Origin of the sequence: Weizmannia agrestimuris (assembly GCF_943193165.1) — a bacterium.
Classification (GTDB): Bacteria; Bacillota; Bacilli; order Bacillales; family Bacillaceae_C; genus Weizmannia; species Weizmannia faecalis.
Map to the genome: position 1 here is coordinate 1 of NZ_CALPDC010000064.1, position 12,103 is coordinate 12,103.

The 12,103-nt window shown below is 46.1% G+C and carries 8 protein-coding genes, 9 tRNA genes, 1 rRNA gene and 1 pseudogene; 18 read left to right on the forward strand and 1 reads right to left on the reverse strand.

What is annotated here, in order from left to right; translation table 11 throughout:
- Positions 1-237: 237 nt before the first annotated feature.
- From rrf to rocF, 11 genes are all read left to right on the forward strand, one after another.
- Positions 238-353, forward strand: a 5S ribosomal RNA gene (rrf, locus tag NFR98_RS14745).
- Between the two features lie 7 nt (positions 354-360).
- Positions 361-432: transfer RNA gene (locus NFR98_RS14750), tRNA-Asn, on the forward strand.
- A 6-nt stretch (positions 433-438) separates the two neighbouring features.
- Positions 439-511 (forward strand) — tRNA-Thr (locus tag NFR98_RS14755).
- 11 nt (positions 512-522) lie between these two features.
- A tRNA-Glu gene (locus NFR98_RS14760) sits at positions 523-597 on the forward strand.
- An 11-nt stretch (positions 598-608) separates the two neighbouring features.
- A tRNA-Val gene (locus NFR98_RS14765) sits at positions 609-681 on the forward strand.
- 7 nt (positions 682-688) lie between these two features.
- Positions 689-764: transfer RNA gene (locus NFR98_RS14770), tRNA-Thr, on the forward strand.
- A 5-nt stretch (positions 765-769) separates the two neighbouring features.
- Positions 770-854 (forward strand) — tRNA-Tyr (locus NFR98_RS14775).
- Positions 855-918: 64 nt separating this feature from the next.
- A tRNA-Gln gene (locus NFR98_RS14780) sits at positions 919-990 on the forward strand.
- 47 nt (positions 991-1,037) lie between these two features.
- A tRNA-Lys gene (locus tag NFR98_RS14785) sits at positions 1,038-1,110 on the forward strand.
- A 40-nt stretch (positions 1,111-1,150) separates the two neighbouring features.
- Positions 1,151-1,222 (forward strand) — tRNA-Gly (locus NFR98_RS14790).
- A 320-nt stretch (positions 1,223-1,542) separates the two neighbouring features.
- Positions 1,543-2,442 (forward strand): arginase, encoded by a 900-nt coding sequence (rocF, locus tag NFR98_RS14795; RefSeq protein ID WP_014096460.1) that lies wholly within the window; start codon positions 1,543-1,545, stop codon positions 2,440-2,442.
- Positions 2,443-2,545: 103 nt separating this feature from the next.
- On the opposite strand, the gene NFR98_RS14800 is transcribed toward rocF, so the two are convergent.
- On the reverse strand, positions 2,546-2,719 hold the full coding sequence (locus tag NFR98_RS14800; protein ID WP_014096459.1) for an aspartyl-phosphate phosphatase Spo0E family protein: 174 nt from the start codon (positions 2,717-2,719) through the stop codon (positions 2,546-2,548).
- Between the two features lie 175 nt (positions 2,720-2,894).
- On the opposite strand from NFR98_RS14800, the gene sigW reads away from it, so the two are divergent.
- The 7 genes and pseudogenes from sigW to NFR98_RS14835 form a co-directional block, all read left to right on the forward strand.
- Positions 2,895-3,458 (forward strand): RNA polymerase sigma factor SigW, encoded by a 564-nt coding sequence (gene sigW, locus NFR98_RS14805; protein ID WP_017550304.1) that lies wholly within the window; start codon positions 2,895-2,897, stop codon positions 3,456-3,458.
- Between the two features lie 12 nt (positions 3,459-3,470).
- Positions 3,471-4,085 (forward strand): anti-sigma factor family protein, encoded by a 615-nt coding sequence (locus NFR98_RS14810; RefSeq protein WP_017550303.1) that lies wholly within the window; start codon positions 3,471-3,473, stop codon positions 4,083-4,085.
- A gap of 146 nt (positions 4,086-4,231) precedes the next feature.
- Positions 4,232-5,059, forward strand: a complete 828-nt coding sequence (cdaA, locus tag NFR98_RS14815) for a diadenylate cyclase CdaA (protein ID WP_014096456.1) — start codon at positions 4,232-4,234, stop codon at positions 5,057-5,059.
- Positions 5,052-6,302, forward strand: coding sequence for a CdaR family protein (locus NFR98_RS14820; protein ID WP_014096455.1), 1,251 nt, complete (start codon positions 5,052-5,054; stop codon positions 6,300-6,302). Before cdaA ends, NFR98_RS14820 begins: the two co-directional genes overlap by 8 nt.
- Before the next feature lie 36 nt (positions 6,303-6,338).
- Positions 6,339-7,691 (forward strand): phosphoglucosamine mutase, encoded by a 1,353-nt coding sequence (gene glmM, locus NFR98_RS14825; protein ID WP_061577697.1) that lies wholly within the window; start codon positions 6,339-6,341, stop codon positions 7,689-7,691.
- A gap of 427 nt (positions 7,692-8,118) precedes the next feature.
- The gene (glmS, locus tag NFR98_RS14830; protein ID WP_035182814.1) at positions 8,119-9,921 is read left to right on the forward strand and encodes a glutamine--fructose-6-phosphate transaminase (isomerizing); all 1,803 of its coding nucleotides are present in this window, start codon (positions 8,119-8,121) and stop codon (positions 9,919-9,921) included.
- An 835-nt stretch (positions 9,922-10,756) separates the two neighbouring features.
- Positions 10,757-11,998, forward strand: a pseudogene (locus NFR98_RS14835) (IS1380 family transposase); the annotation flags it as partial.
- Positions 11,999-12,103 lie beyond the last annotated feature (105 nt).

Below are 12,103 nucleotides of genomic sequence, written 5' to 3' on the forward strand. Positions count from 1 at the left end.
AGCTTTCGACTGAGATAAAGGAAACACGGCGAGCCCCTAAAGGCGAGCCGATGCCCGCTTATCGTAGGGAGAAAGCGTAGAAATACGCTAGCCGATAGGCGCTGGAGCTAGACAATTCTCAAAGTTAGAAACGCATTCTCCGTTTACAGTTTTTTCTCCCATCCGGTTTTCAGGGAATCACATAATTCCTGTTGATAAGCAATGGAAACTTTGCTATAATGATTTTTGTCATTGAGGTCCGGTGGCGATGGCGGAAAGGTCACACCCGTTCCCATCCCGAACACGGAAGTTAAGCTTTCCAGCGCCGATGGTAGTTGGGGATCTCCCCCTGCGAGAGTAGGACGCTGCCGGGCCTGATATTCCGCAGTAGCTCAGTGGTAGAGCAATCGGCTGTTAACCGATCGGTCGTAGGTTCGAATCCTACCTGCGGAGTCATATGCTTCCATAGCTCAGCAGGTAGAGCACTTCCATGGTAAGGAAGAGGTCATCGGTTCGAGCCCGATTGGAAGCTTATAGTTTTTTGGCCCGTTGGTCAAGCGGTTAAGACACCGCCCTTTCACGGCGGTAACACGGGTTCGAATCCCGTACGGGTCACCATTTACATATTTGGAGGATTAGCTCAGCTGGGAGAGCGTCTGCCTTACAAGCAGAGGGTCGGCGGTTCGAGCCCGTCATCCTCCATTTTTATGCCGGTCTAGCTCAATTGGTAGAGCAACTGACTTGTAATCAGTAGGTTGGGGGTTCAAGTCCTCTGGCCGGCACCATTTACGGAGGGGTAGCGAAGTGGCTAAACGCGGCGGACTGTAAATCCGCTCCCTCAGGGTTCGGCGGTTCGAATCCGTCCCCCTCCACCATCCTTTTTTTTGGACATGCACTTTGGTGCATTTTTTTGGTGAGAGGGTTCATACTATAGATAATTGGGCCATAGCCAAGCGGTAAGGCAACGGACTTTGACTCCGTCATGCGTTGGTTCGAATCCAGCTGGCCCAGCCTTTTGCTATTGAATTGGCGTAGCCATTTGATATATAGATTTTTACGAGCCATTAGCTCAGTTGGTAGAGCATCTGACTTTTAATCAGAGGGTCGCAGGTTCGAATCCTGCATGGCTCACTCTTTTCTTTTTTTAAAGTGTGTGGTATTCTATAAATATGCGGAAGTAGTTTAGTGGTAGAACAACACCTTCCCAAGGTGTGGGTCGCGGGTTCGAGTCCCGTCTTCCGCTTCAAAGAGAAACGCTCAAAACCCTTTTTTATAAGAGGATTTTGAGCGTTTTTTATTTATCTGTAAATTGTTTTAACATCATGTACACTTCATTGTCTGTTAATGGGTGGTTGATGTTTAATCTAGTGGTGCAATTACCTTAGAAGCCCCCACCTGCAAAGCTAAAAAATCAGTGAACAAGAATGTTTGACTGCCGTCTGAAGGAGGATATTTTAGCTAATTCCCATTTCTTCTGTATAATTATACAGAATTTTGTACAGTTGAGCCAATTGGAAAACAATTTTACAATGATATATAGAGAGAAGGGAAGGGGGCAGTCTGATGGAGAAACATATTACAATAATGGGTGTTCCAATGGATCTTGGGCAGCGATATAAAGGGGTGGATCTGGGCCCGCAGGCGATCCGGTATGCAGGTGTGAAAGAAGGGCTAGAGAAACTCGGCTGCGCGGTTACCGATTTGGGCAATATTGAAATTGGCAGGGCGGAGCAGCTCCCTGATGACGAAGCCAATGCGAGAAATTTGAAATCGATTTCAAAAGCAAGCCAGTCCATTGCAGAGCATACAGATGAAATTGTAAAAAGCAACCGGTTTCCGCTTATTTTTGGTGGCGACCACAGTATTGCCATTGGCACAATTGCCGGCATCAGCAAGCATTACAGAAATCTCGGCGTCATTTGGTTTGACGCGCACGCGGATATGAACATTCCTGAGACAAGCCCTTCCGGAAATGTCCACGGCATGCCGCTTGCCGCCAGCCTCGGGCACGGGCATGCTTCTTTAACGGGCGTTTACGGCTATATTCCAAAACTGAAAGCGGAGCATGTTGTCCTGATCGGGCAGCGGGATTTGGACGAAGGGGAAAAGGATTTCATCCGTAATCTGGGCATAAAAATCTACACGATGGCTGAAATTGACCGGTTCGGGATGGAGAGTGTCATGACAGAAAGTATTAACTATTTAAAAGAAAGAACGGATGGCATTCATTTGTCGTTCGATTTAGATGCGCTCGATCCGCAAGAAGCCCCGGGTGTGGGGACGCCTGTATACGGCGGGATTCATTTCCGCGAAAGCAGGCTCGCCATGGAGATGCTGCACGATGCAGATGCCGTTGTTTCAGCCGAGGTTGTTGAAGTAAACCCGATCCTTGACAGCCGCAATCAAACGGCAGAAAAAGCTGTCCGCCTGATTGAAACATTGTTTGGAAAAAAACTTCTTTAAAAATAGCCCCTGCCGGCCGGTATCCGGCACTGCAAATAAAAAAACGGCAAATGATGTTTTGCCGTTTTTTTATTTAAATCTATTCCATGGGTGTTCTGTTCACTTATCCCTGAAGTTTACTGCTTTTCAATTTGTTAAATTGATTGATGAGCTGGTCCAGATGCCTGCTTGCCTGTAAGACCTGGTCATCCCAGTATGCAGTGGTCGAAGCGAGCTGAATCATTTCACGTCTTTTTTCCTCAATTTCCAACATTAAGGCTCGGCTTTTCTGGTTCATCCCTGACTCCCCGTTCATATTCAAATTTGTAATATTTTATATCCATTTTACTAAAGATTTAAACATTTTTTCCATAACTTTGCTACAATAGACTTGAACATTTTTTTACTTTTTTTTGAAACCTTTTCAGGAGAAAACCGTAAAAATAACGTACCGCACAGGGCGGAGGGGGAAAATGGAAGCAACTGTAAACCGAAAAATTAAGCAGGTCATGAAGGGTGACCAAAATGCTTTTAATGATATCGTTGAATTATATAAAGATAAAGTATTCCAAATCTGTTTCCGCATGATCGGGAGCCACACCGAAGCGGAGGATCTGGCGCAGGAAACATTTATCCGCGCCTATATCCATATTAAAAGTTTTAAGCAGGAACGGAAATTTTCATCGTGGTTGTACCGGATTGCTACTAATTTGTGTATTGACCGGATCCGCAAGAAGAAACCTGATTTTTATCTGGATGCGGAAATTTCCGGGACGGAAGGGCTGACCCTTTATTCAACCGTACCGGCGGAGGAAAAGCTGCCGGATATGCAGGTGGAGACACTTGAGATGCAGGAAATGATCCAGCGGGAAATTTTAAAATTGCCGGAAAAATACCGAATTATTATCGTTTTAAAGTATATTGAAGAATTATCTTTAAATGAAATCAGCGAAATGCTGGACATTCCGCTGGGAACGGTAAAAACAAGAATCCACCGCGGGCGTGAAGCGCTGCGAAAGCAATTGGGCAGGCTGTGAGGAGGGAAAAATATGGAGGCATGTTCTGAGAGAATTGTACTGTATATGCATGAATACTTAGATGAAGACATTCCGGAAGACCATAAAAAAATGCTCGAGTACCATTTGGAAACATGCCGCGCGTGCCGACAGCATTTTTATGAGCTGCAAAAAAGCATCTTTTACGTGCAAAGCCTTCCGAATGTCCAGGCGCCTCCCGGTTTTACAGGCCGCGTTATGAAAAATCTTCCAAGGGAGAAAAAGCGGGTCTGGGCGGGCCGCTGGTTGAAAATGCATCCGTTTCTCGCCTCCGCCGGCTTGTTCTTCATTTTAATGGCAGGCGCGATGTTTTCCGAGTGGCATAACCCGGACGAGTTTTCCGTAACGAAAAACAAAGACATCATTGTCCAGGGGCATACCGCAATTGTGCCGAAGGGAAAAGTGATTAAAGAGGACATTACGGTAACAAACGGCGATCTCCGGATTGAAGGGAAAGTGGAAGGGAATGTGACGGTGGTCCGGGGAAATGAATATATGGCCTCCGCGGGGGACGTTACCGGAAATGTGGAAGAAATTAATGAAGTTTTTGAATGGATTTGGTATAAAATAAAAGATGCAGGACAGGATGCATGGAAGCATTTGAAATGAATATAAATATATTGGAGCGGGGCCGGATCCGGTTCCCGTTTCTTTTTCCAGGTATACAAAAGCTGCTATTTCGCCGTGGGAAATGATATAATAGAACAGTTGAAGACAGAGGATATGAAGATTGATGAATTAATGGAGGCAGGGTCATGCATATTGCTGATTTCCCCATCTGGAGCTATCTCTCCAAAATTGTGGATATATTGGTCGTCTGGTATGTCATCTATAAATTATTAATGGTGATCCGCGGAACAAAAGCGGTCCAGCTTTTGAAAGGCATTTTTGTGATCATCATCGTCAGGAGTCTCAGCAGCTTGCTCGGGTTGCAGGCGCTGGCATGGATGATGGATCAGGCACTTACATACGGATTTCTGGTCGTGATTATTATCTTCCAGCCGGAGTTGCGGCGGGCCCTTGAGCAACTCGGCAGGGGAAAATTCTTTTCAAGAACGAACGGCCAGGAAGAAGATGAGCAGGCCCACCTCGTTGAAGCGATCGTCAAGGCGACCAGCTATATGGCGAAACGCAGAATCGGCGCCCTGATCTCGATTGAGCGCGGAACAGGATTAGGCGATTATATCGAAACCGGTATTCCGCTTGATTCTGTTGTGTCGGCTGAACTTTTGATTAATATCTTTATTCCGAACACCCCGCTTCATGATGGCGCCGTGATTATCCAGAAGCGGAAAGTGGCGGCAGCAGCCTGCTATTTGCCACTTTCCGAGAGCCCGTTTATTTCGAAGGAACTGGGGACAAGGCACAGGGCCGCGGTCGGGATCAGTGAGGTAACAGACTGTTTGACGGTGGTTGTATCCGAAGAGACGGGCGGGATAACGGTCACGAAGAATGGCGAGCTTCACAGGGATTTAAGCCTGGAGCAATTGCAGGAAATGCTGGAAGCCGAACTGAACTATACCCAGAAAACAAAGGAGCCTTCCTTGTCGAAATGGAACTGGAGGGTGAGAAAACATGGATAAACTGATGGACAATCGTTGGTTTATGAGGGTGCTGGCGCTTGTTTTAGCCATCCTGCTTTATATTTCAGTTGCGGTGGAAAACGGCGAAGGCAATAAAATTATCGGTTCCGCCACAAAAAACAGCAGTGGCGTAATTGAAAATATGCCGGTCCAGCTGATTTATGATAATAAAAACCTTGTTGTATCAGGCGCACCGAAAACGGTGGACGTGACTGTAACCGGCCCGAAAGTCATCGTCCAGCAGGTGAAAGCCGCTAGGGATTTCACCGTTTACATGGATTTAAGCAATGCACAAATCGGCAAGCAAAAAGCCAAATTGAAAGTAAAAGATCTTTCCGATAAACTGAAATACAAACTCAACCGTACGTATGCTACCGTATCGGTACAAGAAAAAGTATCCAAAATTTTCAACGTTGAGGCAGAATACGACAAAGATATGCTGGCAACCGGGTATGAAGCATCTGTGCCTGCTGTGGAGCCGGGTACTGTGAAAATTACCGGGGCGAAAAACGTCATTGACAGGATCAGTTATGTAAAAGCGACAGTGGAAATCAGCAAACCGATTACGGAAAGTTTTACGAGGGCCGCGACAGTGAATGTCCTCGACCGGAATTTAAATAAACTGGATGTCTCGGTCAACCCGGATAAAGTGAATGTCTCGGTGAATGTGACCAATCCGAGCAAAACCGTCCCGATTTCCATTAACCCGGTTGGCAGTAACCGCGACAATTTGACAATAACAAGTATCACGACAAATCCGAAGAAGGTGACCATCTACGGCACCAGTGCCCGCCTTGCCGGGATTGAGACGCTGCCGGTTAACATCGACATCAGCAAAATTACGAAAGATACGACCATTGATGTTCCAATTACTCTTCCGGACGGTATCAATAAGGTGGATCCGGAAATGGTCACAGCGACCATCAAAGTGGAAGAAAAAAAGAATGAGGATGAGAAAACGCTGAGCAATATTCCGATTAAGGAAAAAGGACTGGCTGCCGGCTATCAAATGGATTTCCTTTCTCCAAAGAGCGGAACGATTGATATTATTGCAGACGGGAAAAAGAGCGATTTGGACAAGATTTCCGCCTCTGATTTTAACGTTTCGATCAATCTGTCTGGTCTGAAGGAGGGGGACCATGACGTTAGCTATATTGTATCGGGCCCGAAAAATGTAACGTGGAGGCTTTCCGGTGAAAAGGCGAAAATACGCATAAGTGACGCAGCACAAAAGACAGAATAACAGAACTGATATGCGGAAAAGAAGGAGCGAAACCTGATGACGAAATTTTTTGGTACAGACGGAGTAAGAGGCATAGCAAATTCTGAACTCACACCTGAACTTGCTTTTAAACTGGGACGTTTCGGCGGATATGTTTTGACCAAGCATGCGAATGAGCGGCCGAAAGTTCTGATTGGCCGCGATACGCGCATTTCCGGGCAGATGCTTGAGGGGGCGCTTGTTGCCGGGCTTCTGTCTATCGGGGCGGAAGCAATGCGGCTTGGCGTGATTACCACGCCGGGTGTTGCTTATTTGACAAAAGCATTGGGGGCGCAGGCCGGCGTCATGATTTCGGCATCGCATAACCCGGTGGAAGATAACGGCATTAAGTTTTTCGGCCCCGATGGTTTTAAACTGTCGGATGATGAGGAAGCGGAAATCGAAGAACTGCTCAATCAAGACACGGATGACCTGCCGCGGCCGGTCGGGAAAGATCTCGGCATTGTCAGCGACTACTTTGAAGGCAGCCAGAAATACCTGCAGTTCTTAAAACAGACAGTGGATGAAGAATTTACCGGTATTCATGTGGCGCTTGACTGTGCCAACGGTTCGACTTCTTCACTGGCGACATATCTTTTTGCCGATCTTGATGCAGATGTCTCGACAATGGGGGCATCCCCGAACGGCCTGAACATCAATGACGGGGTCGGGTCCACGCATCCGGAAGCGCTTGCTGCTTTCGTCCAGGAAAAAGGCGCGAATGTCGGGCTTGCATTTGACGGCGACGGCGACCGGTTGATCGCTGTTGATGAAAAAGGCCAGATCATAGACGGGGACCAGATTATGTATATTTGTGCCAAATACTTAAAACAAGAAGGGCTTTTAAAGAAAAATACCGTCGTTTCTACTGTAATGAGCAATCTCGGCTTCCATAAGGGCCTTGAAGCGCTCGGCATCAACAGTGTTCAAACGGCTGTCGGCGACCGGTACGTTGTCGAAGAAATGAAAGCAAACGGCTTTAATTTGGGCGGCGAGCAGTCGGGCCATATTATTTTCCTTGACCATAACACGACCGGTGACGGCCTTTTAACCGGGCTGCAGCTGATCAACATCATGAAGATCGCGAACAAGCCGCTTTCCGAACTGGCTGCGGAAATGAAAAAGTACCCGCAGAAACTCGTGAATGTAAAGGTAACCGATAAATACCATGTTTTAGAAAACGAAAAAATAAAATCGGTGATTGATGAGGTGGAAAGGGAAATGGCCGGAAATGGGCGTGTTCTTGTCCGCCCTTCCGGAACAGAGCCGCTTGTGCGTGTCATGGTGGAAGCACAGACGGCGGAAGACTGCAGCCGGTTTGTTTCCCGGATTGCCGGGGCAGTGGAAGCGGAAATGGGTTTGAAAGATTAATTTTTAATAAATGATTTTTCCTATGCATAAGGGGGCACGTAACAACCCTCTTATGCATATTTTATGTTGAGAATGGAAAAATATGTTGACGAAGTATCATGCATACGCTATGATAATGTTGTTGTTTTCTCTTCACTTTACAGAAAAGGAGGATCGTTTGCGATTTTTTAAAAGCGCCAGAACTGGGTCTGGGACGGATAGGTCCAGTTGACGAGGAGGAGGAGTATCGAGATTTCGGCGGATGCCTCCCGGCTGCCACACACAGCCGTATGTTTTTCCACAAATCGGCGGGGCGACCCGGCGGACAAAGGGAAAAGCATGTGGGAAGAGAAAACGGATCAGCAGGTTTACAAAAATTTCAAGAGATAAGGGGGCAGGACTGCTCCCGGTAGTTCTTGCCCCCTTGTGATCCGAGGAGGAAGAACAAATGTGTGGTATTGTTGGTTATATCGGTACTGAAGATGCGAAGGAAATTTTGTTAAAAGGCTTGGAGAAGCTGGAATATAGAGGCTACGATTCTGCAGGGATCGCTCTCCGAAATGAAGCCGGCGTGCATGTGTTTAAAGAAAAGGGACGGATTGAAGATTTGCGCCGGATCGTGGATATGCGAATTGCGGCAACGATCGGCGTCGGCCATACACGCTGGGCAACCCACGGGGTTCCGAGCAGAGAAAATGCCCACCCGCACCAAAGTGCATCCGGCCGTTTTACGCTTGTGCATAACGGCGTGATCGAAAACTACACGCTTTTGCAAAAAGAGTATCTCACGGATGTTCCTTTAAAAAGTGATACCGATACGGAAATTATCGTGCAACTGGTGGAAAAATTTGCTTCAGAAGGCCTTGAAACGGCGGAAGCGTTCCGGAAAACGCTGACGCTTTTAAAGGGTTCTTATGCGCTTGCCCTCTTGGACGAAAAAGACGGCAATACGATTTATGCGGCAAAAAATAAAAGCCCGCTTTTGGTAGGCGTCGGCAACGGCTTTAATGTGGTAGCGAGCGATGCGATGGCGATGCTGCAAGTGACAGACCAGTTTATCGAACTGGCAGATGGTGAAATGGTCATCCTTACCCGCGGGCAAGTCACCATCCAGAATCTTGCCGGTGAAACGATCACCCGCCAACCGTATAAAGCAGAAATCGATGCAAGCGATATAGAGAAGGGTACGTACCCGCATTATATGCTGAAAGAAATCGATGAGCAGCCGCTCGTGATGCGGAAAATTATCCAGGCTTACCAGGATATCAACGGCAAATTGTCTGTTGACAGCCAAATTATCGATGCCGTAACCGAAGCTGACCGGCTTTATATTATCGCATGCGGCACGAGCTACCATGCCGGCCTTGTTGGCAAGCAGCTCATTGAGAAGCTGGCGAAAATTCCAGTTGAAGTCCATGTATCCAGTGAATTTGTTTACAATATGCCGCTTTTGTCAGAAAAACCGCTGTTCATTTTTATTTCGCAAAGCGGGGAGACAGCCGACAGCCGTGCCGTGCTTGTAAAAGTGAAAGAATTGGGTTACAAGACGCTGACGATGACCAATGTGCCGGGCTCGACTTTGTCCCGTGAAGCGGATTATACCCTATTGCTTCATGCAGGACCGGAAATTGCGGTTGCTTCGACAAAGGCATATACGGCGCAAATTGCCGTCCTTGCGATCCTTGCTGATGTAGCGGCAAAATCGCGTGGTTTCAGCGAAGACTTCGACCTGGTACATGAACTCGGCCTTGTGGCAAATGCGATGGAAGTGCTGTGTGGTTCAAAAGAAGAAATTGAACAAATGGCATATGACTACTTGACGGTCACCCGCAATTGCTTCTTCATCGGCCGTTCGATGGACTACTTTGTCTGCCTTGAAGGCGCACTGAAGCTGAAGGAAATCTCTTATATTCAAGCGGAAGGTTTTGCAGGGGGCGAACTCAAACACGGCACAATTGCCCTGATTGAGGACGGTACACCGGTTGTCGCGCTTGCTACGCAAAAAGACGTCAACTGGAGCATCCGCGGCAATGTCAAGGAAGTTGTCACCCGCGGGGCCAACCCTTGCGTGATCTCGATGAAAGGCCTAAATGAGGAAGGCGACCGTTTCGTCATTCCTCATGTACACGAATTACTGACACCTCTTATCTCTGTTGTACCATTGCAGTTGCTTGCGTATTACGCAGCACTGCACCGCGGCTGCGACGTCGACAAGCCGAGAAATTTGGCCAAATCAGTCACAGTCGAATAAACCACAAAAAGCCTGGGGAAGCCAGAATGACTGGTTTTCCTGGGTTTTTTGTTTAATCAAATGATTGATTGAAGGGATGATACAAGGTAAAACAAGGTGATTTTATTGGCCCGGCTTCTTTGGGTGAGGCCTTGTATCTCCCTGTTAAAAAGTCCGTCCCCCTGCAAAAAAGTTGGGACCCGCTGTTAAATCGTTGGTACCTGACCGGCAGGAGACCAGGCCAATTCAGCAGGCAAATATGGTTGTTTTCCGGGTCATTTTCAACCCTAATTCAATAGAAAGACAAACTCAGGCTCGATCCAAAACGGGTCCAGTTTTTCTTTTGTACAGCGGCCCAATCCTTTGTCCCGCAAGGGTTCTGGCGTTCTCTAATCCTATAGCGTTAGAAGCTCCACTGTATGGAATTGGGCGATTCTCAGTCCTTTTTCATGTGGTTCCCAGCCAGCTCAGTTCCGTCATTTCTCCAATATTTTTTCTCTAATCAGGGAAGAACTTTTTGACATTTCCAGACTATGCTGTACAACCCAGCAACCTAATTTCTGGTAAAAATCAGGCGTTTTGGGAACCAACTTTTTAACATTGCCAGCGGTCATCAAAATGCGGTTGGAGCCTTGGGGGAGTAAGAGGAAAGGGGGATTTTGGCGGGGAAGGACTTTTTTACAGGGGAATAAATAGTAATATACCTGAATTATTCACCGTTCTTGATTCAAAGTGGACTAATCGGCGGTATATAAAGCTTTTGAGTTGAAAATTTCAGCATTAAATAAATGAAAAAAGAATCCATTTCTGTTAGAGTTAAATTTGGACAAAATAACCAACAGAAGGGATTCTTTATATGGCTACTTTACCGCAAATAACTCTTGATTTCAATCATAAAATCAAATTGTCAAATAGTGGGGGTGCTCTTTCTTCGGATACTGGTGAATTTCTTTTTAGAGAATTCGATGAAAAAATCGGATTCTCACAGACTCTTGCAGAACATTTAAAGCTGAACGATTCGAGATCGTATTTCCTATATTCAAACGAGAACCTGTTACGCCAAAAGATTTATCAAACGATCGCAGGCTACTCCGAAGACGATGCAGCTGATCAATTAACAAATGATCCAGTTTTCTCTCAAATCATTGGGACACCTGCTTTGGCTTCCCAACCAAGTTTATCTCGCTTTTATAGGCGCTTTGATGAAAAATCAATTGATCATTTACATCAAGCGAATCAGGAACTATTGGATAAAATTCACGCATACCGAAAGTCAGAAGCCATGTTCATCGATTTAGATTCTACCCATTCTGATACTTATGGGAATCAAGAATCCTCGGATTACAATGCCCATTATGGAACCATGGGTTACCATCCTTTAGTAGCCTTTGATGGAGCTACCGGGGATTTTCTTAAAGCTAAGCTTCGTCCCGGAAATTTCTATACTTCGAATGGCGTGGTGAAATTTATTCAGCCATTGATTGAACACTATACCGAGAAATTCCCGGAAACCAGTCTATTCCTTCGTGGGGATAGTGGTTTTGCCGTACCAGCTTTGTATGCCCTGTGTGAAAAGGAATCGGTTTATTATATTATCCGATTAAAATCAAATGCACAATTACAAAGTATTGCGGAAGAATATCATCCTTCTACCACTTCTATAGATGTTTCCAAACAGGAATGTTTTTATGAGGAAACCATTTACCAGGCAAAGTCATGGTCAAAGCCCAGAAAAGTCATCATCCAGTCTGTACGGCCTGCTGGTGAACTGTTCTTCAACCATGCCTTTTATGTCACAAATTTTGAATCCATCCCCCCAAAAGATATCGTGCGGGCTTATCAAAAAAGAGGGACGATGGAAAACTACATCAAAGAATCCAAGAATGGTTTTTATTTTGATAAAATGAGTAGCCATTCTTTCCTTATCAACGAGGTCAAAATGATGTTGAGTCTTCTGGCATATAATTTAACAAACTGGTTACGGACGCTTTGCTTTCCACAAGGACAAAAGACGATGCAAATTGATACGATACGTACCCGACTCATAAAAGTCGCCAGTAAACTAGTGAAATCAGGCAGGTCTCTTTACTTTAAGCTATATAAGATGAACTTAAGTTTTTGACAGTTCTAATCTAACAAGCAGCCGGTCAATGACTTCTTGGCTCTTTTGGCTGGCTTGTTTCATAAATTCCGCCACGTGGGA

What these genes read in the sequence shown, in the direction of transcription:
- rocF (WP_014096460.1), top strand. Translation starts at nt 1,543, where the DNA reads ATGGAGAAACATATTACAATAATGGGTGTTCCAATGGATCTTGGGCAG.
- NFR98_RS14800 (WP_014096459.1), bottom strand. Translation starts at nt 2,719, where the DNA reads ATGAACCAGAAAAGCCGAGCCTTAATGTTGGAAATTGAGGAAAAAAGA.
- sigW (WP_017550304.1), top strand. Translation starts at nt 2,895, where the DNA reads ATGGAAGCAACTGTAAACCGAAAAATTAAGCAGGTCATGAAGGGTGAC.
- NFR98_RS14810 (WP_017550303.1), top strand. Translation starts at nt 3,471, where the DNA reads ATGGAGGCATGTTCTGAGAGAATTGTACTGTATATGCATGAATACTTA.
- cdaA (WP_014096456.1), top strand. Translation starts at nt 4,232, where the DNA reads ATGCATATTGCTGATTTCCCCATCTGGAGCTATCTCTCCAAAATTGTG.
- NFR98_RS14820 (WP_014096455.1), top strand. Translation starts at nt 5,052, where the DNA reads ATGGATAAACTGATGGACAATCGTTGGTTTATGAGGGTGCTGGCGCTT.
- glmM (WP_061577697.1), top strand. Translation starts at nt 6,339, where the DNA reads ATGACGAAATTTTTTGGTACAGACGGAGTAAGAGGCATAGCAAATTCT.
- glmS (WP_035182814.1), top strand. Translation starts at nt 8,119, where the DNA reads ATGTGTGGTATTGTTGGTTATATCGGTACTGAAGATGCGAAGGAAATT.